Source organism: Paenibacillus sp. NPDC055715, from assembly GCF_053617595.1.
Window position 1 is genome coordinate 34,663 of the sequence record NZ_JBSHGA010000007.1, and the last position, 26,700, is coordinate 61,362.

At 47.2% G+C, this 26,700-nt stretch carries 25 protein-coding genes; 6 read left to right on the forward strand and 19 right to left on the reverse strand.

The window, feature by feature from the left end; all coding sequences use genetic code 11:
• Positions 1–3 precede the first annotated feature (3 nt).
• The 7 genes from ACWGOO_RS13280 to ACWGOO_RS13310 form a co-directional block, all read right to left on the reverse strand.
• Positions 4–834, reverse strand: a complete 831-nt coding sequence (locus tag ACWGOO_RS13280; protein WP_452484085.1) for a lipoate--protein ligase family protein — start codon at positions 832–834, stop codon at positions 4–6.
• A gap of 208 nt (positions 835–1,042) precedes the next feature.
• Positions 1,043–1,636, reverse strand: coding sequence for a GTP cyclohydrolase I FolE (folE, locus tag ACWGOO_RS13285; protein WP_452484087.1), 594 nt, complete (start codon positions 1,634–1,636; stop codon positions 1,043–1,045).
• A gap of 54 nt (positions 1,637–1,690) precedes the next feature.
• Positions 1,691–1,945, reverse strand: a complete 255-nt coding sequence (locus ACWGOO_RS13290) for a YneF family protein (RefSeq protein ID WP_452484088.1) — start codon at positions 1,943–1,945, stop codon at positions 1,691–1,693.
• A gap of 107 nt (positions 1,946–2,052) precedes the next feature.
• On the reverse strand, positions 2,053–3,786 hold the full coding sequence (gene queG, locus ACWGOO_RS13295; RefSeq protein ID WP_452484090.1) for a tRNA epoxyqueuosine(34) reductase QueG: 1,734 nt from the start codon (positions 3,784–3,786) through the stop codon (positions 2,053–2,055).
• A 55-nt stretch (positions 3,787–3,841) separates the two neighbouring features.
• Positions 3,842–4,279, reverse strand: coding sequence for a ribonuclease HI (gene rnhA, locus ACWGOO_RS13300; protein WP_452484092.1), 438 nt, complete (start codon positions 4,277–4,279; stop codon positions 3,842–3,844).
• 101 nt (positions 4,280–4,380) lie between these two features.
• Positions 4,381–4,965: a signal peptidase I gene (lepB, locus tag ACWGOO_RS13305; RefSeq protein WP_452484094.1), complete on the reverse strand. Its 585-nt coding sequence runs from the start codon at positions 4,963–4,965 to the stop codon at positions 4,381–4,383.
• Positions 4,966–5,095: 130 nt separating this feature from the next.
• Entirely contained in the window at positions 5,096–5,521 is a 426-nt protein-coding gene (locus ACWGOO_RS13310; RefSeq protein ID WP_452484096.1) for a GNAT family N-acetyltransferase, read from the reverse strand.
• A 522-nt stretch (positions 5,522–6,043) separates the two neighbouring features.
• On the opposite strand from ACWGOO_RS13310, the gene ACWGOO_RS13315 reads away from it, so the two are divergent.
• Complete coding sequence (locus ACWGOO_RS13315; RefSeq protein WP_452484097.1) at positions 6,044–6,658, forward strand: superoxide dismutase; 615 nt, start codon at positions 6,044–6,046, stop codon at positions 6,656–6,658.
• A 138-nt stretch (positions 6,659–6,796) separates the two neighbouring features.
• Here the strand turns inward: ACWGOO_RS13315 and ACWGOO_RS13320 are convergent, their stop codons facing one another.
• Complete coding sequence (locus tag ACWGOO_RS13320; protein WP_452484099.1) at positions 6,797–7,675, reverse strand: helix-turn-helix transcriptional regulator; 879 nt, start codon at positions 7,673–7,675, stop codon at positions 6,797–6,799.
• Between the two features lie 164 nt (positions 7,676–7,839).
• On the opposite strand from ACWGOO_RS13320, the gene yiaY reads away from it, so the two are divergent.
• On the forward strand, positions 7,840–8,994 hold the full coding sequence (gene yiaY / locus ACWGOO_RS13325; RefSeq protein ID WP_452484101.1) for an L-threonine dehydrogenase: 1,155 nt from the start codon (positions 7,840–7,842) through the stop codon (positions 8,992–8,994).
• Positions 8,995–9,374: 380 nt separating this feature from the next.
• On the opposite strand, the gene mutY is transcribed toward yiaY, so the two are convergent.
• Entirely contained in the window at positions 9,375–10,604 is a 1,230-nt protein-coding gene (mutY, locus tag ACWGOO_RS13330; protein ID WP_452484486.1) for an A/G-specific adenine glycosylase, read from the reverse strand.
• Between the two features lie 4 nt (positions 10,605–10,608).
• Entirely contained in the window at positions 10,609–11,013 is a 405-nt protein-coding gene (acpS, locus tag ACWGOO_RS13335) for a holo-ACP synthase (RefSeq protein WP_452484103.1), read from the reverse strand.
• A 178-nt stretch (positions 11,014–11,191) separates the two neighbouring features.
• Here acpS and ACWGOO_RS13340 point away from each other — a divergent pair, with 178 nt between their 5' ends.
• Complete coding sequence (locus tag ACWGOO_RS13340; RefSeq protein WP_452484105.1) at positions 11,192–12,019, forward strand: alpha/beta hydrolase family protein; 828 nt, start codon at positions 11,192–11,194, stop codon at positions 12,017–12,019.
• Positions 12,020–12,110: 91 nt separating this feature from the next.
• On the opposite strand, the gene nadE is transcribed toward ACWGOO_RS13340, so the two are convergent.
• The 3 genes from nadE to ACWGOO_RS13355 form a co-directional block, all read right to left on the reverse strand.
• The gene (gene nadE, locus ACWGOO_RS13345) at positions 12,111–12,920 is read right to left on the reverse strand and encodes an ammonia-dependent NAD(+) synthetase (RefSeq protein ID WP_452484107.1); all 810 of its coding nucleotides are present in this window, start codon (positions 12,918–12,920) and stop codon (positions 12,111–12,113) included.
• Between the two features lie 102 nt (positions 12,921–13,022).
• Complete coding sequence (locus ACWGOO_RS13350) at positions 13,023–13,457, reverse strand: BrxA/BrxB family bacilliredoxin (protein WP_452484109.1); 435 nt, start codon at positions 13,455–13,457, stop codon at positions 13,023–13,025.
• Positions 13,458–13,599: 142 nt separating this feature from the next.
• Complete coding sequence (locus tag ACWGOO_RS13355; protein WP_452484111.1) at positions 13,600–15,339, reverse strand: two-component system sensor histidine kinase NtrB; 1,740 nt, start codon at positions 15,337–15,339, stop codon at positions 13,600–13,602.
• A gap of 304 nt (positions 15,340–15,643) precedes the next feature.
• Between ACWGOO_RS13355 and ACWGOO_RS13360 the strand changes: the two genes are divergently transcribed.
• Positions 15,644–16,909, forward strand: coding sequence for an NAD(P)/FAD-dependent oxidoreductase (locus tag ACWGOO_RS13360; RefSeq protein WP_452484113.1), 1,266 nt, complete (start codon positions 15,644–15,646; stop codon positions 16,907–16,909).
• Between the two features lie 136 nt (positions 16,910–17,045).
• Here ACWGOO_RS13360 and ACWGOO_RS13365 read toward each other — a convergent pair whose 3' ends face one another.
• Both ACWGOO_RS13365 and ACWGOO_RS13370 read right to left on the reverse strand, forming a co-directional pair.
• Positions 17,046–18,716, reverse strand: a complete 1,671-nt coding sequence (locus ACWGOO_RS13365) for a ribonuclease J (protein WP_452484488.1) — start codon at positions 18,714–18,716, stop codon at positions 17,046–17,048.
• An 83-nt stretch (positions 18,717–18,799) separates the two neighbouring features.
• The gene (locus ACWGOO_RS13370; protein ID WP_452484490.1) at positions 18,800–19,069 is read right to left on the reverse strand and encodes a hypothetical protein; all 270 of its coding nucleotides are present in this window, start codon (positions 19,067–19,069) and stop codon (positions 18,800–18,802) included.
• An 83-nt stretch (positions 19,070–19,152) separates the two neighbouring features.
• Between ACWGOO_RS13370 and ACWGOO_RS13375 the strand changes: the two genes are divergently transcribed.
• Complete coding sequence (locus ACWGOO_RS13375; RefSeq protein ID WP_452484492.1) at positions 19,153–19,785, forward strand: LysE family transporter; 633 nt, start codon at positions 19,153–19,155, stop codon at positions 19,783–19,785.
• Between the two features lie 20 nt (positions 19,786–19,805).
• Here the strand turns inward: ACWGOO_RS13375 and ACWGOO_RS13380 are convergent, their stop codons facing one another.
• Both ACWGOO_RS13380 and ACWGOO_RS13385 read right to left on the reverse strand, forming a co-directional pair.
• Complete coding sequence (locus ACWGOO_RS13380) at positions 19,806–21,143, reverse strand: amino acid permease (RefSeq protein ID WP_452484115.1); 1,338 nt, start codon at positions 21,141–21,143, stop codon at positions 19,806–19,808.
• Positions 21,144–21,361: 218 nt separating this feature from the next.
• Entirely contained in the window at positions 21,362–21,796 is a 435-nt protein-coding gene (locus ACWGOO_RS13385) for a hypothetical protein (RefSeq protein WP_452484117.1), read from the reverse strand.
• Between the two features lie 277 nt (positions 21,797–22,073).
• Between ACWGOO_RS13385 and ACWGOO_RS13390 the strand changes: the two genes are divergently transcribed.
• Positions 22,074–22,538 carry a MarR family winged helix-turn-helix transcriptional regulator gene (locus tag ACWGOO_RS13390; RefSeq protein WP_452484119.1) on the forward strand — a complete coding sequence of 155 codons (465 nt, stop codon included), beginning with the start codon at positions 22,074–22,076 and terminating at the stop codon, positions 22,536–22,538.
• A 316-nt stretch (positions 22,539–22,854) separates the two neighbouring features.
• Here the strand turns inward: ACWGOO_RS13390 and ACWGOO_RS13395 are convergent, their stop codons facing one another.
• Both ACWGOO_RS13395 and ACWGOO_RS13400 read right to left on the reverse strand, forming a co-directional pair.
• Positions 22,855–24,411, reverse strand: a complete 1,557-nt coding sequence (locus tag ACWGOO_RS13395) for a glycoside hydrolase family 32 protein (protein ID WP_452484494.1) — start codon at positions 24,409–24,411, stop codon at positions 22,855–22,857.
• 283 nt (positions 24,412–24,694) lie between these two features.
• Entirely contained in the window at positions 24,695–26,197 is a 1,503-nt protein-coding gene (locus ACWGOO_RS13400; RefSeq protein WP_452484121.1) for a glycoside hydrolase family 68 protein, read from the reverse strand.
• Between the last annotated feature and the right edge of the window lie 503 nt (positions 26,198–26,700).

Genomic DNA, 26,700 nt, shown 5'->3' on the forward strand with positions numbered 1-26,700 from the left:
ACACTACACCTGCGAATCGTATCGCTCTCTGAGCGCCGCCATTTGCTCCGTCAGTCCTTGCGGCTGCACCAGTGAGCCATCGGCAGGCAAAATCGCCGCCCGACTTTCGACTATACGGCGCAGCGATGCCGTATACGCCTCAACAGACGGCACCCCGGCCAGCTCCGCCAGGCTGCCCATCGTTGCCGGATTTACCTGCGGATAATCCGGCTTCGGCACGGCCGACCGCGCAGCTCCGGCTGCCTCCGCATAGAACCGCTGCACCGCCTGTGCGCGCTCCGTGCCACTGCCCTCAATCATCACAAAGGCCGTGATGATATAGGCCTTGGCCTGCCGCCGCTGCGCAATGCCGCAAAACTTACGGCCTCGGACGCTGACATCGTAATCGCCGGGACAGAAGGACCCGGCGATTTCCCCGGTCTGCACCTCGGCGGACCATGGGGCCAACGCATCGGCAATCAGCCCCGCCATAAGCCGAAAATCTTCATGCAGGCTGATCGCCCGCTGCGGATTCGGCAGGATCAGGGACAGGTTCAATACTCCCCTGTCCAGCATGACGGCCGCTCCACCCGAGGGACGCACGCATACCGAGGTTCCGGCATTCCGCACACGCTCCATCGCCTGCGGCGCGTACGGAAGCCTGCGGTCCCGGTGGCCGATCACCAACGCAGCCGGGTGCCGCCATAGATGCAAAATAGGTGCAGCTCCTTGCCCTACTTGCCGACAGGCCAGTTCCTCCCACGCCAGTGGAGACAAAACATCCGTCTGAGTGGTCGCGATTGGCGCTTCAAGCCATTGCAGATCAGGCAAAACCGTTGTTTTGTCTGCTGACATAAGTACATTCTCCATACTGTATCCCCTATCTTAAGAATAACTGTTATCCATAGGCTAATGGTAATTTTCAAGGCAGCTATGTTGCTTCTTTTCTTATCATCCTTCTCCAGTCCAGCTACCGTCCACCTATTCTCATGATAGCAAAAAAGGGTGGCTACGCCTATGCGTAAACCACCCTCTTTTGTTCATCACCGTCACGCCTATCCGGTCAGTCCTTGAGCAGCGAGAGGAACTCTGCACGCTGCGCAGCATCATCACGAAACGTTCCGCGTACCGCAGATGTTACCGTTTTGCTGCCAGGCTTTTTGACGCCCCTTGCGCACATGCACAAGTGCTCTCCTTCCACGACTACCATAACCCCGTGAGCGGAGACCGCTTCATTTAAAATATCTGCAATCTGTGCCGTAATGCGCTCCTGAACCTGCAATCGGCGCGTTATAGCCTCAACCAGACGAGCAAGCTTGCTTAGTCCTACAATTTTACCGCTGGGTACATAGCCGATATGCACTTTTCCAAAAAAAGGAGCCATATGGTGCTCACACTGGCTGTAATAGACGATGTCCTTCACAATCACAAGCTCTTCGTGATTTTCGTCGAATGTTACACCCAGTGCATCCCGGGGATCAACCTCATAACCCGCGAATATCTCCTCATACATGCGCGCTACGCGTGCCGGTGTTTCCAGCAACCCATCACGCTTAGGGTCCTCACCGATCAGTTGTAAAATCTGCTCCACATGGTACTCGATTTTATCCCGGTTATCCGCAGCTTTGCGGTTAATATAATCTTTTACGCCAGCCACAGTAATCCTCCTCTATGCAGCAACCTGATGCGGCATCCTTGCTCACGTTGCTCATTATTTCCGACGGCCCTGATTTTTACGCGGACCAGGCTGACTTTTGGAGAACTGTTGGTTCTTCATCATCTGCTGGGCTTTTTGCATTTGCTTCCCATTCAGGTTGTAACCCATCTGTTTGGCCATTTTTTGCAGCGTTTCAGGGTCGTTTTGCATCTTTTCAAGCTGTTTGCGAAGATAGTAAGCACCGATGAAAAATCCCCCGACCAAACCAACAATCAGGGTAATGATTGGAATGACAATATTCCACACCACGAAGTCGTCACCTCTGTATATTTATATGAAACATCTTAAATTATGCACGAACCTATCATAGCAAAACATGGGACAGCTAGCAAATCACAATTTGCAAACGTATGTCCTCATTCCTTCTCCAAATCCAGCAGCTTCATCTTGGCCGGCAGGCCCCCAGCATACCCAACCAGACTCCCGTCTGCACCCGATACCCGGTGACATGGAATCAGAATGGGCAACGGATTTTTGTTGTTCGCTCCGCCGACTGCACGTACCGCCTTGGCCCGGCCAATCGACTCCGCGATATCCTTGTAGGACACGCTCTGCCCGTACGGAATATTTTGCAGCGCACGCCATACCTGCTCCTGAAAAGGGGTACCTCTCAAATCATAGGGCACAGTGAAATCTCGCCGTTCTCCGGCAAAATATTCACGTAGTTGATCCGCAGCCTCGCGCAGCTTTTCCGGCTGCTGCACATAGACATATTCCCTGATCCATGTACGGGCCCATTGCTGAAGCAGTGCCTCCTTCGCATGAAAAACGCCAAAATCAATCCGGCATAGCCCCCGTTCCGTTGCACACAGCGTCAAAATGCCTATAGGTGTCTCCATTTCATCATAATAAATCGTAATCGGTCCCTGCTGTCCTTCATCCGTTACTTCTGAGGCCTTTTGCTGTTCAGCCTGTTCTTGTTCCTCAAGTTTGGAATGCGCCTGCGCAACCATTTCGCGTACTTGCTCATGTTGTTCCTTCTCTGATGCTTGCTTGATCGCTGTCATTGCGTTTTCCCCTCCAATTCGGCTCAAAGCCCATGCCGCCGTGCCCCGAAGCTCAGGACGCGGATCATCCAACAGAACCTCCGTCAGCTTGGGCACGGCGCTAATATCCTTGAAATTGCCGAGCGCAATAACCGCATTGCGCTGAATCGGCTTCTTTCCCCGCCAGGCCGCCGCACTTTGACCAAATCTCTCTTTGAATTCACGATTGCTCAAATCCAGTAACGGCAGCAGCAACGGCTTCACAATTTCGGGATCAGGTGTAAGCTCAGGATGATGATCCCAGTTGAGGCCCCGATTTTTGGGGCATACGATTTGGCAGGTATCACATCCGTACAACCGATTCCCGATTTTCAGCATAAATTCCTCATCCAGAAAGCCTTTCGTTTGCGTCAAAAAGGACACACACCGCTGGGCATTGAGCTGCCCCGGCCCGACAAGCGCACTCGTAGGGCACGCATCTAGACATTTGGTACACTCCCCGCAACCGTCCGTCACCGACTCATCCGGCTGAAAAGGGATATTCGTCAGCAACTCGCCGAGATAAATCCATGATCCCAGTGTCGGTGAAATCATCATCGTGTTTTTGCCGCTAAAGCCAATACCCGCCCGCTCCGCAACAGCCCGGTCTGATAGCTCCCCGGTATCCACCATGTTTTTCATAATTGCGTCGGGAACCCGTTCACCTATAAAAGCCTCCAGCTTTTCCATCGCCTCGCGCAGCACCAAGTGGTAGTCCTTACCCCAGGCGGAACGCGCCAAAATACCACGGTACTTGCCTTTGTCCGACTTCGGCGGGTCCTTCATTTTGGAAGGATACGCCACCGCAATGGCAATTAGGGATGCAGGCTGCGAACCGTACAGCTCCGGGTAGATCCGTTTATCAATGTCTGGCTCCTCAAAACCGGATTCATACCCTTTGGCGCGATGCTCTTCCAATATGGCTTTCAGAGACAGAAAGGGATCCGCGGATGCGAACCCGATGGAGTCGATGCCCAACCCCGGAGCTGCTTCGATAATCTCCTGCTTGAGCGAGGCCCAATCCAAAGCGGTCCCGGTAGCCGTTGGTGTCTGTCCGCGTTGCATCCGATACTCACCTCTCTTTCATATCTTAAATTTCAACAGAATAGTTCAGCAGATGCTACCGTAAATTTTTAACAGCGCTGGTCGCCAAGAAATCACAATGATTGTTCAGTTCGTTGTCACTGTGACCTTTGACCTTCACATAATCGACCTCATGCTTGCCCATCAGTTCCCACAGTTCTTCCCATAACTCCTTGTTTTCAACTGGCTGATTTTTACTGTTGCGCCAGCCGTTACGAAGCCAATTCTTAATCCAGCCCTGTTTGAAGCAATTTACGACATAGGCGGAGTCACTGTGTACCTTTACTTGGCAAGGCTCCTTGAGCAGCTTGAGCGCTTCGATCACGGCCTTGATCTCCATGCGATTGTTTGTCGTCATTTTTTCGGCCCCAGACAACTCCTTGCGATGTTCTCCATATAGCAAAACAACGCCCCAGCCCCCAGGACCGGGATTTCCCGAACAAGCACCGTCGGTATATACCATCACTTCTTTCATAATTTCTCTTCCTTTCCTGATCGGTAACCGCCTGCACCGTCATGGTCCTGACGATTTGCACATGTTCCGCATTGATTTTCAGCATACAGACTATGGTTGCTCTACAGCCACTTCCATTGGGATAACGGCCAAAATACAAGCTCCGCACGCCCCAGCAAATCCTGAGATTTAATGCTGCCAAAATATCGGCTATCCTTGCTTCCCGCGGCGTGTCGGTTATCGCCCATGACAAAAAAGTGCCCCGACTCCACTGTAAAAGGGCCGTAATTACCGTCCTTAATCTCCGAGTCGGTGTAAGGCTCGTTTTGCAGCTCGCCGTTCACATATAGATGATTATGCTCAACCCGGATTACATCCCCGGGAGTACCTATCACTCTTTTCACTAAAAATCTCGGGCTGGACGGTTTGGAGTCAGGATCTTGTAATATCACGATATCCCTCCTGCCCGGATCATGAAAATTGTAAAGCAGCTTGTTAACGAACAAATGCTGGTTTTCCATAAGCGTCGGCTGCATTGAATGTCCCCTGACCGTGGACAAATTAAACACGAACAGATTTAGCAGCAGCAAGACAACCATCGCGATCAGAAGAGTTACCAGCCCATCGCGTATATAACTCCAACGACCTGCATGTTTGGACGTTTCCGGCGTAGGAAGCGGGCCTGACGAAGGAGCCAGTGTGTCCATAATAAACCTCCTCAACCCTATTATAAATAGAAAAGCATATCCCGTACCCGATTGCAACGGTTACTCAGATATGCTCTAAATGGAAATATTAGCTTTAAAAATATTCGATTCTCTTTATATCCATTGTCGATTAATGAGGAGCCAAAATGCTGAGCTTCTGAAAAGTCTGTAAAATCTGGCTTGCCCCATAGCCCATCGCTTCATACAAAGGCATGACCGCGCTGTTATGCTTGTCTCCGGCTACCCAGATGCGGCTAACCTTACGTTGCTGAAAACGCTGCTCCATGAACTCCACAAGCGATCTGCCAATTCCCATCCGGCGATGATCCGGGTGAATAGCAATACGATAATAACAACCCTGATTCTGATCAATCGTGCCGATCAGGGCACCAACCAGCTCCCCATCCTCTTCCGCAACGACGATCAAGCCAGAATCCCACGAAAGTTGACGGGCAAAAGCACCCACCGTCTCTTTGTAGCACTCCTCAGACAAGGCAATCTGCATGAGTTCCATTACTGGATTCACATCACTCAATTGAAAGGAACGAACGTGCATAAGTAATATCTCCCTTTTCGTAAGCTTAATAAGACAAATTGAGACAGCACCGTCATTTTACATAAATCCTTAAAGTTCTTAGCATGGTGTTAATCACGAGGCCATATGATAAAAATGCATACGATCTACTATATATGAATTAAAGAACAGGAAAAGGGCTATGCCCTCAAGTTCGTCATATCCGTAGACATGATTAGATATAGCTGACGACAAAAAAGCCGAAATTTCTGCTTCTTTGACCATTAAACCACACTTTTAGATGGAATACATCCCTTTTCCTCATGTAAACGCTGTATATCAAGCGTTTACATTTTGAAGCTGCATAATTCGCCTCTTATTACCTATACACCATGTATTCCAAGCGGGTTTTTGGACATGATAGCTACTAGGTCATATTGCCCAGTTTGCTATTTTACAAACAAAAATGTTGATAAAATAGACTGAATGCGGTTTAATATAACTCACAGGGGTATTATTACATAGGAACACCTTACCCAACCATATTATCAGGAGGGATTTACTATGGCATTTCAATTACCAGAACTTCCTTACGCGAAAGACGCACTGGAGCCACACATTGACGCGCTCACAGTAGAAATTCACCATGATCGTCACCATAACACATACGTAACAAACCTGAACGCAGCTCTGGAAAACGCTCCTGAACTGCAAAGCAAAAGTCTGGAGGATCTGATCTCCAATCTGGACAGCGTTCCTGAAAGCATCCGCACTGCGGTTCGAAATAACGGTGGCGGACACCACAACCACAGCCTGTTCTGGGAAGTTATCGGCCCGAACGGCGGCGGACAACCCACTGGCGCCATTGCTGAAGCAATCAGCAACGAGCTGGGCGGCTATGACAAATTCAAAGAAGACTTCACTAAAGCAGCTACAACACGCTTTGGTAGCGGCTGGGCTTGGCTGGTTGTCGGCAAAGACGGCAAGCTGGCAATCACTAGCACGCCAAACCAGGATAGCCCGCTGTCCGAAGGTCTGACTCCGGTACTCGGACTGGACGTTTGGGAGCATGCTTACTACCTGAAATATCAAAACAAACGTCCGGATTACATTGCAGCATTCTACAATGTTATCAACTGGGATGAAGTGAACAAACGTTACGCAACAGCGAAAAAATAAGCTGGTAACCCTATAATAAAGGGGCTGTCCCAAACGTAGATTTTCTACGAGTGAGACAGCCCTTCTCCATTTAAAATGGTGTAAAAGAGAAGATGTAAACACAGAGGCCGGCCCCTTTTACTTTTTCATAGTTTCACATTACGTAAGAATCACTTGGCGCTGCACACTCATCTGATACTGCTTAGGCGTAACGCCATACTTCTTTTTAAAAAGTCCAATAAAATAGGAAACGCTCTCATAACTCAAATCAAAAGCGACTTCCGTCACGTTCCGGTGCTGAAGCCATTGCTTGGCCAGCTGCATTTTTTGATTCGTAATATAGTCGTGCGGGGTTAATCCTGTTATTTTTTTAAACTGATTCGTGAAATTCGCATGTGACATATTATAGTTATCCGCCAAATCCTTCACATGCCTGATGCCGGGCAAATGCTCCTGAATGTCACGAATCGCGCGGAACACAGGATGCCGGTCGTTCGTGAGCAAATTCCGTTCAAGCACCTGCATCTGTAGCAGATGATAGGCCATTTCCTGAGCACTCAGATCAATCAGGAAATTTTTTCTTTCGGCGGGACGTGACATATACTGCTTGATCCGCTCCATAGATGCGGTAAGTGAATCCGCCTTTTCGTTCAGCTCGCAGCGAATCACCGAATGAGTCGGGAAACTCTCCTGGATCTGAAATTCCTCCTCTACCACGTTCCTTAACCGTTCCATCAACTGACCGCTTAATTCAAAGACCAGTGCCTTGGTTTGTTCTTTGATTTTCATTTCAACGCTGGACTGGGGAGGAAGCAGGATAATCTCCTGAGAATCGTATTCAAAATGCTCCGTTTCATTAATTTTGACTTCTTTTCTCCCCTCCAAAATCGTACACAGCTTCGGGCATTCATATGAAGCATATTTCTCGCAATAATTCTCTGGAAGATCATAATACAAAATTCTGATCAGATTGGTCTCATATCCATATTGCAGTTCGCTATAACGATTAAAATCGCCTAAAATCTTGGAATGCTCCATCCGTTTCACCCTTTTAAAAAATCATGATATTTTATAATAAAATGCGCTAGTTCCCACCAATATAGGGCAGTATGATAAGGATATAAGGATAGTTGCGAAATCCTTTAATTTCATCATTATACGTCTATTTACTCCAAAATAATAATAAAGGTGGATGCATATTTATGACGGGAACTTCCAAATTCATGATGCCGGGTATGAGTCTGATGGGCTCAGGCGCACTGGCGGATGCAGGTACCGAAATCGGAAAATTGGGCTTTAAAAATGCATTGATCGTAACTGATAAGCCTTTAGTTGACATTGGTATTGTGAAAAAGGTAACAGATATGTTGGATAGTCTAAACGTAAAATCCGTCGTATACAGCGGCACTCAGCCGAATCCCACGGTTTCAAATGTAAACGAGGGATTGGAGCTGTTGAACCAAGCCAAGTGCGACTTTATTATTTCGCTCGGAGGCGGGTCACCGCATGATTGTGCCAAGGGAATCGCGCTTTTGGCCTCCAACGGCGGACAGATCGGCGACTACGAAGGCGTGGATAAATCCGAGAAGCCTTCCTTCCCACTGATTGCCATTAACACCACGGCAGGAACGGCTAGTGAAATGACCATGTTTTGTATTATTACGGATGAAAAGCGCCATATCAAAATGGCGATTGTCGACAAGCACACGACACCACTCATTGCCGTCAATGATCCTGATCTAATGATGGCTATGCCCAAGTCATTAACTGCCGCAACGGGGATGGATGCGCTCACTCACTCTATTGAAGCTTATGTTTCCACGAATGCCACACCGATCACAGATGCTTGCGCGCTTAAAGCCATTGAACTGATTCGGGATAATCTGGTCAAAGCCGTCGACGACGGAAACGATGTAGAAGCCCGTAGCCAAATGGCCTACGCCGAATTCCTCGCGGGGATGGCATTCAATAACGCCGGATTAGGCTTTGTTCACGCCATGGCGCATCAATTGGGTGGCTTCTATAATCTGCCGCACGGGGTTTGTAACGCCATTTTGCTGCCGCATGTAGAGCGCTATAACGCTAAGGCTTCCGCCGTACGGCTCACCGACATTGCCCGTACACTTGGCGAAAAAACGGACGGTGTTACACCGGAACAAGGTGCCAACCTCGCCCTGCACGCTATCGAAAAGCTGGCTAAACGGGTCAACATCCCTTCCGGCCTGGAAGAACTTGGTGTCAAACGCGAAGATTTCGCTGTTCTCGCCGCCAACGCACTCAAAGATGCCTGCGGTGCAACCAATCCGATTCAGCCTACGCAACAAGAAGTGATCGACATTTTTGAACAAGCGATGTAAAAAAAAGAAATGGCTCAACAAATGTATAATCAAAATGAGTAGAAAAGGGCTATTAGCTCATTCCTACTCATTTTTTCATGATCTGTACTTACCATCTGTAAGATATGCCGAAAACAAAATTTCAATTTTCATTATTATTCTGTAATTTGAATCTAACCTAAGTCAAGTAACATGATGCACAGTAAACTCAAGAGCTTGTACTCCCCTTCATCTCATAGTAGCCCTCCTGCAAATTGAAAATCTGTAGGTGTACATTTGAGAAATAATCCAAATCATAATCCGATACTCCCAGTTGTTCAAAAATGTTAATATCGTAAAAATTATACACTATTGAATATTCATAATGTAATTTTTTTTCGAAACAAAGCAGGAACCTGAAATCAGGTTCCTGCTTTCTTTGCAAAATATTCGGTGATCAGATCGAGGAACACCTTGGGAAACGCCAAGGTGTCCATATCGGCCTCACTGATCCAGCGGTACCCCGCAGGCGGCGCCGTGCGCTCCTCCTGCTCCGCCTGTGCAATCAGCGCGCCTGGCTTCGCACCGCCGATGCTATAGCCTGCCCGCTGCTCGGCAGCCAGGGGCTGTCCGCCCGCCTCCCCGGCAGGGCTGGCGACCTCTTCACACTGGAACACACGCAGGTTCCAGTGAATGTGGCTGAACGTGTGCTCCGCCTCACGTACAAACCGCACCGGACGGGCGAGCACGCCCTCCGCCAGCAAATGAGCCGCCAGGTGGTCCATGGCTGGCTCATCCGGCATCGGGCCGTTGTAGTCTTCCGGCCCGACAAGCTCGTGCGGCAGCTCCCACATGCGGGCCAACAGGCCCTTGGCCGGGCGCTGACGCACGAGTATGCGGCCTGAATTCGCGCCGCTGCCCTCGATGAGGGCGACGGAACGCGGCTCCAGCCGCGGCGGCTTCGCCTTCGTCTTGACCGGTAGCGTCTCCTCGCGACCTGCCAATCGGCCGGAGCAATGCTCCATGACCGGGCAGGTCAGGCAATGGGGCGACTTCGGCGTGCAGACCAGGGCACCCAGCTCCATCAACGCCTGATTGAAATCGGAGGCTCTCCCTTCGGGGATCAGCTCCCGCACCAGACTTTCCATATGCGCTCGCGTGCTACCCTTCATGATATCCTCCTCAATCAGGAAATAGCGCGACAGCACCCGCATCACATTCCCATCCACAGCAGGCTCCGGTCGATTGAAGGCAATGCTCATAATCGCTCCCGTCGTATATGGACCTACGCCTTTCAGAGCGGCGACAGCCTGCGTATCATCCGGCACCTCTCCGCCGTGAAGCTCAACCACTTGTTTCGCTGCCGTTTGCAAATTCCGTGCCCGTGAATAATAACCTAGCCCTTCCCACAGCTTAAGCACATCCTCCTCGGGTGCTTCCGCCAGCGCCTCAATCGTCGGAAAGCGTGCAATAAAGCGGTTAAAATACGGTATCACCGTATCGACACGCGTCTGCTGGAGCATAATTTCCGAAATCCAGATGTAAAAAGGATTCCGGTGGCGGCGCCACGGCAAATCCCGCTTGCATTGTGTATACCAATTCAGCAGCTCGAAGCTGAAATAACGTTTTTGTTCCAATGTATGGGTAGTCATCACATCACGTCTCCTTATATTCAACAATCGCAAAAGCAGAGGCAATGTTGGGTTGATGTGTAATACTCAGGTGAATGCTGTAATCCGAGCGGCCCGTACCCGGCAGCCCCAGTCTATCCCACGCGGGAGCAGATAAATAAACCGCTGGCTTGCCCCCAGGCTCTGGTAAAATATCCATATCGCCGAACCCGATCATCTGCCCGATTCCGCAGCCGAAGGCTTTCGTTATCGCTTCCTTCGCGGCAAAGCGCCCTGCTACAAACTCCACCAGCCTACCTTTTCGCTCCACAGCAAGGTCGCGTTCAGCCGGGGTCAACACCCGATTTAAAAAAGCGTCTGCATGCTTGCCTGCCAATATGTCAGCCATCCGGCTTATTTCCAGCACATCATGTCCGATTCCGTAGATCATTTGGGTATTCCCCGTCCTTTTATACTTTACTGCACCTATTGTAACAGCGTGTCCACATCATGGCGAGCCACAAAGCCATAAAAGCAGCACCAAAATATGCTAAAATAAGAGAGGCTTTATGCGCATGTTGATTTAGCTTATATACCCATTTACAATTCCCGTAGAAAGGAAGGATAGGATGTCAGAATCACTCGTTATTGAAGCAGGAACAAAAGCAGGTACAGATACGGTAATCCGGGCTTCCTGGTTCCCCGCCAAAAATACAGCCAAAAGCTTGCTCGTCATCGCTCATGGCTATAAGGGCTTCAAGGATTGGGGCATGTTTCCCAATATAGCGGAGGCCTTAAGCTTAGACAACCATGTCGTGACCTTCAATTTTTCACATAACGGCATAGGTGAAGATCTGGAAAATTTTACCGAGCTGGAAAAGTTCGCACGGAACACCTACAGCCGGGAACAAGAAGATTTGGACGTATTGCTGACAAATCTGAGAGCACGCCACGAATTCAGAGAGCTGCCGTTGTTTCTGTTAGGACATAGCCGAGGTGCGGGAAGCTGCTTCATATATGCGCTGGATCATCCGGACGAGGTTTCAGGCGTCATTTCATGGAATGGCGTGACTGATCTGGACCTGTTCACCTTGCCGCAAAAAGAGGAAATGCGGACCAAGGGGCGCAGCTACGTATCAAACGCCAGAACCGGGCAGCAGCTTCCGCTGGATCTTGTTATTTTGGAAGATCTGGAGCAAAATCGCCAACGCTTTGCCATCGTGGACCGGCTTAGAGACAGCCAACTGCCTGCCGTACTCATTCAAGGCACCGATGATTCCAAACGTCTGCGTGAAGGATCTGCCCTGCTTACCTCGGTTCGTCCTGATATTGAATGGGTGCAAATTCAAGGGGGCAATCATACCTTCAATACCGTTCACCCGTTCCAGGGAAGCAGCCTTCCACTGGATCAGGCGATTACCGAAACCCGCCGCTTCATTGAATCGATTACCAATTAAACTATACCCTGCCGTCAATATAAACGGCGATCCGCCGGGCGGATCGCCGTATTATTTATTTTACAACTCCATAAATTGTTCGCTGTTTAGTTTAAATGCCTGGAATGCTTGTCCGCTTATGCGCTGTGCGTGTGAAGAAGCTTTCCAGCTTCTCACGTGCCGCCGGGTCAATTTCCTTGCCTTCCAAATAGTCGCTGTTCGCTTCGTAAGAGATACCCAGTTCTTTTTCATCCGTCTGGCCTTCCCACAATCCCGCTGTAGGCGCTTTGTCCAGAATAGCCTGCGGAACTCCCAGGTAACTCGCCAGCAAACGAACCTGACGTTTGTTCAGCGTGCTGAGCGGCGTGATATCAACGGCACCATCGCCCCATTTGGTATAAAAACCTGTGATGGCTTCCGAAGCATGATCCGTACCCACAACGAGCAAATTCAGTGCATTCGCGAGCGCGTACTGAACCACCATACGTGTTCTCGCCTTCACATTCCCTCTCACTTGCGGAGTCATGGAACGCTCAAGACCGATATCCTTCAACGAATGCTCTACTTCCACGGCAATCGTGTCCACCGCTTCCTGAATGTTCGTTTCTCCGGCAAATTTTAGGTTGAACGCTTTGGCTACCGCGTAGCTGTGCTCGATATCTTCCTGCTTGCCATACGGCTGGAATACTCCAAGCGTTTTGTACTCTTCGCCTTGCTCCTGCGTCAGCTCGTCCGTAGCCTGTTTGCACAAGGCAGCCGCTACGGCACTGTCGATCCCGCCGCTGATGGCGATCAGCAGACCCTTGCTTCCGGTTTTCGTGACATACGTCTTGAGGAAATCCACACGCTTGCGGACCTCAGCCTCTACGTTAATGGTAGGTTGTACTCCCAATTCAGCAATAATCTGTTCCTGCAAACTCATCAGATATGCACCTCTTTTTTAGGGATTTCCTTCACAAGCCAACATGCAAAAGCCCCGGCAAGTTTCGCAAGCGAAAAATGCCGGGGCATAGCTTGAGCAGTTTTACCGGCAAAAACGATCAAATGCACTGGTCAATTCAGCAGCGATTTGAGCTGCCGAACGATCCTCCACCTGATGACGCTCGATGAAGTGAACCAGTTCGCCGTCTTTCAACAGCGCGATCGAAGGAGAAGATGGTGGATACGGTGCGAAAAATTCGCGCGCCTTCGCCGTTGCTTCCTTATCCTGACCAGCAAAAACCGTGTACAGGTGATCCGGTGTAATATCATGCTTCAGCGCTTCAGCTATACCCGGTCGGCATTGACCTGCGGCACAACCGCATACCGAGTTCACAACGACCAGCACTGTACCTTTGGCATCAGGCAGCTTGGCCTCCACATCTTCCAGAGTACGCAGCTCCTGGATTCCGAGACTTGTCAGTTCATCGCGCATCGGCTGAACAGAATCTCTCATATATTGATCAAAAGACATCGACATATTCGTTCACTCCTTTTCGAAAAATCATGTATATTACGTTGCTTAATTTCATCCTCTGCCGTGTTAAAGACATGGACATCTAAATTTTATTATACAATCTTTTTCATGTAATTTGCAAAAAGCCGGATATATATTTGTACAATTATTTCTGTATGGAATTCATGGAAGGTGATTCAGAATGATCCCTGTGAGTTGGAATAGTTCTACGCAATCGAACTCTAAACTGCGTTCCCATTCCTTCCACCGAATCGACGGCAATGGTACCGTGATGGCGTTCCACAATGCTTTGGCATAAGGCCAGGCCCAGACCTGTGCCTTTCGTTTTGGTCGTGTAAAAAGGCTGGAACAGCTTTTCAAGCTGACTTTGCGGAATGCCTGGACCCGTATCCTTCACTCCCAGCTCCACAAAATCGCCCTCTTCATGAGTTGAAATCGTCAGCACGCCTTTATCCCCCATAGCCTCCATCGCATTACGCGACAGATTAAGCAGCAATTGCTTCATTTCCTTGGGGTTCAAATGTAGCCTTGTGACATGATCCTCCAGCTTCAGCTCAATCGTCTGTCCTCTCAAGTTGGCATCTGCCCACAACAGAGGAGTGAGTTCACGAATAATGTCATGAAGATGGCATTGCTCCTTCTCGACATTTCGGTTCTGGGCAAGTGACAGGAAATCGTTAATAATTCCGTTCGCCCGATCCAGCTCATCCATCACAATACGGTAGTAATGACTTAGGGAGTCGGGACTCTTCTCGCGCATGAGCTGTAAAAAACCGCGCACAACTGCCATCGGATTGCGTATTTCATGAGTAATGCCCGCCGCCATCTGTCCGACCAGACTAAGCCTCTCGACATTACCCAGCTCACTGCGCAGCGTCTCCAGCTCTGTAATGTCCTGCAAGGCGATAATGACACCAGTCGTTTGGCTTACATGTTTATCACGAATGGGAAAGAAGCTTGAGAAAAACACTTTGGGAGGCACATTTATAAGGTCAGCACCTGCCTCTCCTTCAAGGGCCCTCGCAACCCGCTCATTAATCACTGGTGCAGTGTTAAAACCAAACGGCGGTGTCAAAGGACGGCCCACCACCTCAGGCAGCGTAATAAACGGATCGACGTCCCGATAGAGTTCCAGCATCGTTTTGTTCATATGTATAACCCGTTCTTCGCTGTCCAGAGTGACCAGGGCCAACGGCATCAGATCCATAATTTGACGCAGCTTATCGGCTTCAATTAAATATTTGCTCGTATACTCAGTCACATCCCGCCGTAACGCCAGCTTCTCAAAGGCATAATGCATCAGACTGACGACCATAAAGCTTGCCAGTACACCTGCTGCAATATTCCACAGCGTCGTAAAGAAATCGGAAACGTATACCCAGACAACTTGTTTGCCCCACAATAGCAGAAATAATGACTTAAGCAGCATATCAGCCGCAACATAGGCAGAAATCAGAAGTTTTTTGTCCAACAATGTTCCTCTTTGAAAGAACTTGACGTGCAGCAGCATAAAAGGAAAAAGAATAAAACCCGTACCCACATACATTGGCGACATTGCCGTAGACTGGGCTATAATCAGAACACTGACTAGCGCAGAAGCGGCAAGAATAAATGCGGTGCGCCGTCTGCCGTACATGATGCCAACAGCGAGGGGGATTATTCCCAAGTTGAAAGACAGGCCATAAGGAGACTGATATTGAAAGAGCGAACATAGCAATATGACCGGCAAACAACACAAATAAAGGAGCCCTTGATTAGATCCGGGAAGCAGAATGCCGCCCCAAACCTTTTTCTTATCCCCACAATCCGTTAATATAGAGAAAAAACCCGCCGACATCACGGCAAGGAGAACTTGAAGCACACTTTCCTTCAACGCAGTTAACAAGGACTTCTCCCCCTCATCATCTTTCCTTGACGTCGTTAGTTGAATTAAAGCACAGGCTACAATATATTACAATATATGTGTTAAAACCTCGGTATAAAACGACAAAATCTGCGAACACCAGATAGATATGAAGATGACATCTTTACGCATTTTCCGAAAAAAACGAGATGACGACTTTCTATATCTTTTTATACAAAAATACCGTGATAATGTGTATCTAAGGTAATGGTATTACAATATGTGTACATCCTGTTACCCCATAGTTAGGTTTTCGAAAAATTTTTCAACAAAAAGGAAGAGGTTCATGACATACGACGTTATTGTGATCGGAGGCGGCTCAGCGGGATTAATGGCCGCTGCGGCAGCCGGCAGTGAGGGCGCCAAGGTGCTTTTACTCGAAAAAGGAAATAAACTCGGACGAAAGCTGGGTATTTCCGGTGGAGGCCGCTGCAACGTCACGAATGCAAAAGAGCTGGACGAGCTGATCCGGCACATCCCCGGCAATGGCCGTTTTCTGTACAGTGCGCTGGCGGCTTTTGGCAACCGGGACATCATCGCCTTTTTTGAACAACTGGGCATAGCCTTGAAGGAAGAAGACAACGGGCGTATGTTTCCGGTGACGGATAAGGCCAAAACGGTTGTCGACGCTTTGGTCAACAAGGTTCGTTCTCAAGGAGTGGACATTCGGACAGGAAGTCCCGTACTGGAGGTTCTTTACAAAGAAGGCCATACTGCCGGGGTAAGACTGCGTTCCGGTGAAACCCTTCGCAGCCGCAATGTTATTGTCGCGGTCGGCGGCAAATCTGTTCCGCATACAGGCTCGGAAGGTGACGGCTACGCATGGGCCGAGCAAGCAGGACATACGATTACCGAGCTGTATCCAACTGAGGTTCCGTTGACGTCAGGTGAGACGTTTATTCAGACAAAGGAGCTACAGGGGCTGTCCTTGCGCAACATCAGCCTGACCGTGTGGAATGCGAAGCAAAAGAAGGTCGTCGTCCACGAGGGAGACATGATTTTTACACACTTTGGCCTGTCGGGTCCCTCCGCCTTGCGATGCAGTCAGTTTGTCGTAAAAGGGATGAAAAAGGATAAGACTAGCACGGTACTGCTGACTCTGGATTTGCAGCCTCATAAGCATGCCGATGAAGTCTACCGTGAAACACTGGAGCTGGCGGCAGCCGATGCCAAAAAAGCGATTAAAAACGTACTCAAGCCTTATTTGCCGGAACGCCTGATTCCGCTGCTGCTCCAGCAAACCGAGCTGCGTGGGGACTTGACGTACGATCATATTCCGAAGCAGCAATGGCAAGAGCTAGCCCATCGAATCAAGGCATTTCCGATCCGGGTGAACGGTACGCTCTCTCTGAAGGAGGCGTTCGTTACCGGAGGCGGTGTGAATTTGAAGGAAATGAATCCGAAAACGATGGAGTCCAAGCTGATGCCGGGATTGTTTTTCTGCGGTGAGATTTTGGATATTCACGGGTACACGGGCGGCTATAATATTACGGCGGCGTTTACCACGGGACATACGGCGGGAACACAGGCTGCTTTAAACGAGATGCTGTAGGAGTGTGGAGACGCCACTGCATTCTCGTTTCTTTGAGGAGATAGGAAAGGGAAATGAAAAAGACTTAAATCAGTCACATTACTGATTTAAGTCTTTTTTTGATTAATAGCGTAACGCCAAAATCCATGCCATTTTCTTAAACCTCAATAATAATAGGTAAAATCATGGGTCTTCTCTTGGTCTGACTGTAAATGAACCGGCCAACATCATCTTTTAACATCTGCTTAATCAGACCCCACTGACTCATTTCGATTTCTGTTAACTCGTTCACTGTGGACATGATCGTGTCATGGATCTGATTCATGAGCTCTTCGGAATCTTTAACAAATACAAAGCCTCTTGAAATGACCTCTGGCGTTGCGAGCATGTGCTTCTCGTTTTTGCTCAAAGTCATCACAATAATCAGCATTCCGTCTGAAGAAAGCTTTTTACGATCTCGCAGTACAATATTACCTACGTCACCTGTTACCAGCCCGTCTACCAGACTATTGCCGGATGGTACTTTGGGCCCCAGGGATGTCCTTCCCTCTTCGATCTGAATAGTGTCACCGTTATGGACAATAAATACATTCTCCATAGGAATCCCCACAGACTCTGCTAGCTGACGATGCTGATATAACATTCTAAATTCACCATGTATGGGAATCAAATACTGGGGTTTCATCAGGGTCATCATTAATTTTAACTCTTCCTGGCTGCCATGACCGGATACATGCATCCCTGTGGTGCTGCCTGATCCATAAATAACGTTGGCGCCCAGTACGTACAGGTTGTCAATCACTTGGGAAAGATTCCGTTCATTCCCGGGTATGGCTCCTGCTGCAATAATTACAGTATCCCCGGGCAAAATTTCGATTTTGGGATGCAAGGAATTGGCTAGCCGGGACAGCGCAGCCATCGGCTCGCCCTGACTTCCTGTACATAAAACTGCGATTTCTTCTGCAGGAAACCGCTCTGTTTCTCCCGGCTCAATCAACAAGTCCTCGGGCATGTGCAAAAAACCCAACTCCTTAGCCACCGACACCACATTTACCATGCTGCGTCCGAGTAAAACCAGTTTGCGGCCTGTTTCCACAGCCGCGTCAATGACTTGTTGGACACGGTTCACATTGGAAGCAAACGTGGAAATAAATACTTGCTGCTTTGCTCTGGCGAATGCATCCAGAATATGCCCGCCAACCAAACGTTCTGAAGGAGTAAATCCCGGTCTTTCCGCATTTGTACTTTCGGAAAGAAGCACTTTAACCCCTTTTTTTCCAATTTCGGCCATTCGATGAAGATCCGGAAAAGGTCCGCTTACGGGAGACATATCAAATTTGAAGTCACCGGTATGAACCACATTTCCTTCCGGTGTCTGAAAAAAGACACCCAGGCAATCCGGGATACTGTGGACGGTGGTGAAAAAGGATGCCTGAATCTTACCCACATCAATGGTTGAATTCGCATCTATAAGGTGAAGCTCGGCATCACGCAAAAGGTTATGTTCCTTTAGCTTAATCTTAATTAATTCGATGGTGAGCTTTGTCCCGAATACGGGAATGTTGATCTGCTTGAGCAGATAAGGAATGCCTCCGATGTGGTCCTCATGTCCATGAGTCACGATGAGCGCTCTGACTTTGTCCTGATTTTCCAGCAAATAGGTGACATCCGGTACAATGAGGTCAATACCAGGCAAATTTTCATCAGGAAACTTGGAGCCACAATCGATAACGACAATATCCTGATCGTATTGGATGAAATACATGTTTTTCCCGATTTCATTCACACCGCCTAGAGCAGCAATGAGTAATCTATTATCAGCAAGCATCAAGTTTATTTCCTCCTTAGGAAAATGCTATCCATATTATTCATTTTTCACGTAAACTTATGCACAAAAAGAAACCCTTGTCTCTAAAAGACAGGGGTTCTCACTTGATTTATTAAATACCCACCGCAGCAAAAATAGCAGCAACACAGGATGGGGAATGGCTTGAAGATTACCTTCAGCCACTGTCCAAAGCTGATCCGGGCAATGGCCAATCCCGCCAGCAGTACTCCGCCTGTTGGTGAAATTAGATTGGTTAACCCGTTACCGAATTGGTACGCTGTGACTACTGCTTCATGATTAATGCCTACAAGATCGCCAAGCGGTGCTACTCCTACAATATACGTACAAAAAATACGGTCTTACAAATGGGTTTGTCCGAATAAACTAAAATAGACAAATACATAACATCCAATAAATACTCAAGGAGGAAAACAGCATTAATACATTTATCGGATATGTCTTTCTTGGTCTGTCACTTTCGGCCCCCATCGGACCGATCAATGCCGCACAGTTGGATCGAGGTATTAAGAATGGGTTTTGGCACGCCTGGTTTATTGGACTTGGTGCAATCACAGCAGACATTATCTATATGCTGCTTGTCTATTTGGGAATGATCCACCTTCTTAATGCTCCGTTTGTCAAAGCTTTTTTATGGATGTTTGGTTTTTTCGTGCTTGTGTATACAGGCCTTGAAAGTATTAAACATGCAGGTGTGATTTCAGAGTCCGAATTAAGGGGAAATGGTAATACCATAACTAACTCATTTGTATCCGGCTTCCTAATGTCATTATTTAATCCTCTTTCCATCCTTTTCTGGCTTGGCATTTACGGATCAATACTGGCAAACGTCGCTAATACATATCCAGTACAACAGCTATTGATCTATAGCGGAGCCATTGTATTAGGCGTGCTGCTCTGGGATGTGACCATGGCAGCCGCTTCAAGTATTTTCCGTAGATTTCTAAAAACCGGATTGCTTAAAACCATCTCTTGGATGTCCGGATTATCCCTTGTAGGCTTTGGCTTTTATTTTGGTGTACAGGCATTTCAATTACTTTTTTTTCGCTAACTCTTGGCTTCTTGACAAAATTACCGGGATTCCTTCGCGTGCTTTCGACGAACCCATTGAACAATGAGGTCACATATTGCAATTAACAAGACAAGCAGTAAGCTTATGTAAACCCCCGGGCGGCTAAGCTTATGAAAAAATGATCCGACCACGGCCATAGCTATCAACAATAATCCAATCCAACGTTTAATGTTGCTTAATCTGCTCGATTCCAGTAACTTACCTGAAGACAGTAAAATAAAGCACCAGTTATACAACAGCATTAAACCCGCTGCAGTTGTGATATATTCATATACTTTTCCCGGCAGCAGCGACGACAACACGATTGCTGAGATTAATCCAACGGAGATCAAACTAAGTGCATAAAGAGGATATTTGCCCTTCCACTTCCGTGAAAACAGTGTGGGCGCATCTCCTTCCTGTGCAAGGGTAATCATCATAGAAGTCTCTGCGTATAGAGATGCTGTCATCGTTGAGAACCCTGCAATAATAAGCACTCCGTTAAATAAATGAGGCACAAAGGCCAGATGGTCGCTGCTGAGCGCAAGCACAAAAGGACTTTCCTTCGGATTAAAGGCACTTAATGGTACCATAGACACAGCCAGCCCAATAGAAAGCACATACACCACAGCCAGCGTCATCAGCATCACTTTTCCGGCTTTGGGTGCTTCCTCCGGGTTTTGAAGTCGGTTAGACATAATTCCGAGCACTTCAATACCTCCGTATGCATAAAAGGCAAAAATAAAAGATGACCACAATCCTATGCCACCGGTTGGAAAAAAGTCTTTGTAACTGATGGGGAACTTCGGATTATATTTTCCTCCTCCAATCCAGCCTACCAAAAGAGCAACCGCTAAGACCAGAAACATAACAATAGCCGCTATCTTAATGATGGCCAGTACATTTTCAACACGATCAAAACCCTTATTGCCAAAAAAAATAATTACAAGCCCTAAGATCCCGAAGCCTGCCGCAAATATCCACATCGGTATCTCAGGGAACCAAAAGCGTGAAAATATAGACAGCGCGGTTAGTTGGCTCCCATTAATAAGCAGCTCCGAGAACCAATATACCCAACCACTGCCGAAGCCTGCCCAATTTCCAAATGCTTTTTGGGCATAGGACCGGAAAGAACCCTGTTCTGGATGATCTGCTGTCATTCGCGAAAGGGCATCAAACACGACATACGTTCCAACCGCTGCCAAAAAGTATGCAATCAGCACGGCTGGGCCACCAATGGAAATCGCTAAGCCGGACCCGAGGAAATATCCTGTTCCAATAGTCCCTGCAACCCCTAACAAGCTAAGCTGCCACCATTTTAGTTTTTGATCTTTTTGCATATCAGACGGTTTATCCATTTAGAAAATCACCCTATTCCTGAATTTAAGACAGAGCTCCTTGTTTTTTAGATTGCCCTTTCTAATATATTTCATGTGGAGAATGACTTTCTTCATCAATAAAGAAACACCAGCAAACCTGCTCAAGGTTTACTGGTGCTTTTTACTTCACAAAACTGTCAAGAGCCTTTTTGGAACTAAGAAACAACCACCTGATCGACATTGCGTCATCATGTGAGTCAAATATGGATGCTTCCAGAAAATCCATCCACTTCGTCCTCCGGTTGTTGATCGGAGCTGACGTTGTGCTTTTTTGTCGGGATGCTGTTCGTTGAGGATGAGCCGTTTTTATAGGCTTCGCTCCAATCTTCGTTGATGGTATGTGCGGGGATAATCCAGTCATCCGGGCTATAGCCTGGGTTGTGTGTACGCACACTTTCTTGCAGGCCGGGGATTGCGCCCCGATCAGAAGTGAGGTTCCCTGACTCGATCATGCTTCCTTCATAGGCTTGGCAAATTTCCAGCGCAGACAGTACATCCTGATTCTCAATATGAACACTCAGACCTGTGTCACCGTTTGTGCTGGTGGTGTACCCAATTTCTTTTAATGTCTCACAGGCACGGGCGGCCTGCTGCGGATCACGAAATTGAAAACGGAAAGAGCCCGTCTCCATGTGCCTCATCTCCTCTGTTGTATCTTATTTTGGGTCCAAAATATATATATTTTTTAATATAACCATTTGGAACAGAACTTTAACATTGAAAACCTTTATTTTTCAAAAATTTACTTTAAAGCTTTGAAATTAAATAGTTAAAAAAACAGCTACTGTGACAAAACGCATGTTTTCCCTACGTAAATCCCTTTATGCTAGTAACAAGGGTATGGTTGCCCGGTCATCCAAACCGAGCGGTCAAAGGATGCCCAAATCCATACATAAAGGTGGAATGAAGATGATAGATTACAGGACACTGGTGACACAGCAATCCATGCATTTGTATAGCGTTTTTGGCAAGTCATTCAAAAGTGTAAATGAACATGCGGTTGCTGGCATCAAAACGATGGGCTTCAACCCAACGGCCTTCGCCGTGATGGAAGTTTTGTATCACAAGGGCGCGCAGCCGATCCAGCAAATTGGAGCAAAGCTGCTACTGCAAAGTGGAAATGTCACCTATGTTATCGACAAGCTGGAGAGCCGCGGTTATTTGCATCGTCACCCGTGCGACCAGGATCGTCGGATTATATATGCGGAATTGACGAACGAAGGACAACGCGTCATGGACGAAATTTACCCAGACTATACACATCAGATTGAACGTGCTTTTAGCGGAATTAGCGAAACCGAAAGAGATCAGCTTATCGGTTTGCTCAAAAAGCTAGGCCGTAGCGCTGACAATCTGGCACCTTATCACAGATAGTTTTATCCAATCAGCAGTTTTTAGGCGTTTAGCTCCTATAAATCCGACATTAAATAGAAAAGTCCACCCCGTTTTTGTACTCGGGGCGGACTTTTCATAATCATCATACAAGCTTATTGTATCGCCCAATATTGACAACTATTTGTCAACAATACGAAAATGAACTAAAAAGGCTGATGATTTATGAAAGTGGACCGATTGATCTCCATCATTATGGTTTTACTTGAGCGCAAAAAAATGTGTGCAAAATCCTTAGCTGAAATGATTCGCAGAATCAGGAATATGTCAAAGCTATACGAGCAGCCTACGATACTCGCTAACGATTAAAATGCTTGATCACTACATTGTTAAAAATAGCCGGGCCGCCATCGGTAAAAAGAGTAATTCCCTGATCCTCTAATCGTGGGAATATTAAACTGGAATACGCTACTTCTCCGTCATCTACAAAGACTTCAATGCTGGTTTTATCGACGAGAATGTTCAGGTGAACCTTTTTCTTATTAGCATCAAAAGGCGCCTTGCTCTCTACATATTTTCCACTCTGATCCGGCTGCCCGGTATTAGCTCTATTCAAATAAGAGTATTGACCATCCACCGAAACACCAACATCCACATGGCGCTTGCCATCCGCTGACTCTCGAAGCCTCAATCCCGTATTTTTGATCGTTGACCAAGATACATCCGCCTCCAACTGATAGGCATCACCTGCTACTGGAAGCGGGTGAACGCCCTCTACTTTGATCTGTCCAAATGATTCCGTTGAGGTTTGGAATCGCTCCAAAGTTTTTACCGGCTGTGAAACCAAGAGATAGCCAGCATCTGCTGTATGCTTCAGTCGAATTTGACGAACAATCGAATCCATTCCATTAAAGCCTTCCTTCTGGGTAGGCGTGTTATGGGCATAATCCCAATTATTCATCCAGGCCAAAGCATAACGGTGACTGTATTGGTCTTTGTCTTTTCCATCCTCGAACGTAACTGCACCATACCAGTCAAAGCCATAATCCAGCCACTCAGGATCACTGCGATCAGGGAGAAATTCTTTTCCATTAAAATCTCCCGTCCAGTAGGCATACGTGTTGGGTCCGCCTGTCGATTTGCTATTTGCGCTCACGCCCAGAATCCATTGATAGGTTCCATCATCCGCCCGCATCCGGTAAAGGTCGGGGCACTCTACAAGCCCGATATTTTCCGTTTGAAAGCCACTCGTATACCGCCAATCCTTCAAATTATCAGACTCATAAAAGCCAATCTTCGTTCCTTCCGCCATGACCATCACCCATTGACCACGTTGAATATCTCGGATGATTTTGGGATCTCTGAAATCCTTTATGCCCGGATTCGACATCACAGGAGTGTCGCGATAAGAAGTAAACGTCTTTCCTTTGTCCGTACTGTACCACAAAAATTGTTCCTGCTTCCCTCCTTCTGCGGAGGGCTGTGTCACAATGGCTACAAGCGTACCTTCGCCAAAACCTGCGGTGTTATTATCGTCAATCACGACCGAACCGGACCAAATGTCTCCATTCGGGTTGGTATATTTGGGAATCGCTACCCCTTCATCTTTCCAATGAACCAGATCGGTAGACGTCGCATGCCGCCATTCTGTACCATTCTTTTGGGGATAGTCACGATTATATAAATAGTAATAATGATATTTTCCATCCAAATAAATGGGCCGCTGAGGATCATTTTTCCACTTGTCTGGAACGGTAAAATGATAGGTTGCCCGGTAAGTCGGCATCTTCTGTGTTTCTGAACTCTCACTTTTAACCGGGTGATACAGGCTCCAGCCGAGCGCTATTAAAATACTTAAGCCCACGATGGCTACCACGGATCGTATCCAAATGCTCTTGGAAGCTATGTTTTTCATCATGACGATCCTCCCAACTTTTATTGTCTGGATAGTCTGATGAGCATGCGGGAACGGTCGGTTCCCACCCTCTCACTGCACTGCACGATATGTATCGTCCGGTATGGGACGGCTCGGTACATCAAAGGTAACCCCAGATTCACCAAGCTACTGAGCCAGGGACATAAATATTAGCCCCCAATATCGTCCCACCGGACTTTCCAAGTGAAGGAAAACGTCGAAAAAAGCATCGTGTTTTCCTTCACTTTTTTTGCTTTACTCTCTCGCTTGAGCGACTACCCTCTTACTTCTTCTTCCCATAGTCATATGGTGAAACTTTCTTGTCGTCCGTTGGGTCAATCGTGATTTGCCCTTGTTCCAAGATTCTGTTCTTCACAACAGAAGTTTTGGAGCCTTTAATGTTCAGCAGGAAGCTCGGCGCAAAAGTGGATTTGTGATCCGCGAAAAGTCCGCGGTTTGTCATATAGCTGGTTACTACGACATTATTTCCTTTGCCTTGTGGAATAGCAAAATGGGCATACGTCCATGTAATATCCTCACGATCCAGATCGTGATGAAGAACGAGACCGGTTCCATTTAACGGTTTATAAGGCCCTGTCAAGGAAGTCGACACGTAGCCTAACATGTAAATATCGTCGTTGCTAATCGCATCAACGGTAGATTTGGAACCTCTGGTGCTTGTAAACAAATACCACAAACCATTCATTTTAAAAACATTCGCTCGTTCAATTTCATCGGTTACCAGATTGGATGCAATTAGCGGGTCCATCACTTTTTTCAACGTATAATCATTATTTAATTCCACGATTCCCAAAGCACCGTTTGCCACTTCGGCCCCGTTTTTCTTGGGACTTTGCTGCAGATTTTGTAGCTCTTTCGTGAAAAATTCGTTATTCCCGCCATAATACTCAGATTTATAAAGGGAATCCTCTCCCTGATAGCCCGTCTCTGTACCCGTGTTCGCTTCAAATATGATATATTTTTTCCCTTGATCTTCAATGTAGTGAGGGTCTCTGAATGTGTGATTATCTAGGTTTACTCCCACGCTTTGCTGAACATTCTGATAAATTTTCCCGTCGCCAGCATCGTAAATCGATTTGAGGTCCTCTATGCCATCCACTTTCAGGGTTTCGTCATTGGGTTGAGAAAGATTAATTTGGGCCGTAGCCAAGGTTTGCTTGCCGTATAGTTTGTTTTCCGGCTCAAAAGGCTGTCTGCTCGTATAAAATAAACGCACTGCTCCATCCGACGTTAAAGTAGCAGAACCGGACCATTCCTCCGCCTGATTCTTCAGGATTGGATCGTTTGCAAGGAATTTATCGTTATCCTTAAATACTCTTCCGGCATTTTTCCAGCCTTCCAGCGAGGTGTTGCCTGCTTTTTGATAGAACAGATAGACAAACGTATCCTCTGCTCTTTTAGGATCGCCTGCCAGTCCAAAAACAATGTTGTACCCCTTGTAATTAGCTATCGTGCCATCGGCATTTTGTAACGGCCAAGTATCCCATACATCCAGATCAATCAGCTTGCCCGACCCGTCGCGGCCTTTTGCTGAAGGAATATTTTTGATGGTAGATGCATCAAAGGATGGAACCTCATATTTTTCTTTGCCCTGCTGTTTGAAAATATTCAGCATATCATGACGCGTGATTTGGGTAAACCTGCTGTCTTCCTCGAGATCAGCACTGTCTTTTTCCTTCGCAAAAGCTTGAATGCCGCCTCCTAACAGCAAGGTAGTTGCTACCGTTACGGTTGCTGCATTTCTGAACCATTTGTTAATTTTCAAGTACTCCATCTCCCTTTTTGATTATTCTTCCCTGTATCAGATACCCAACTTTTATGTTGGTAGGGCCATTCTATATTTAATGCTTAACGATTGATATAGACTAGATCTCCCCTTTTATTCATGGCTAAAGAAGGAGACCTCTTGAGCTCTATCCTCATATTTTCCTAGTGAATTTCTGAAAATCCCATTTTATTTCATTTCACTTACATTAGGTAAAATTTGTTTCTTGTTTTTTTTGCATATTCTTTTTTCCCAGGTAGGTCGCTTCATTTTCCTTCAAAATCATTCAAAAAAATTCATAGAAAAATCTATTTGTAAACGGATTCAGAAAAATGGTACTTTAGGGCCCCTGAATTTTTTGAGAAAATATTATATACATGTGTAACCATACCTTTTTACCACTAATTTACTCATAAAATTATTCGCATATGGTATTTATTGAAAATAAAAAAACATCTTCAAGGTTCATAGGATGTATTATCCAGATGCCTCTACGGCGAAAA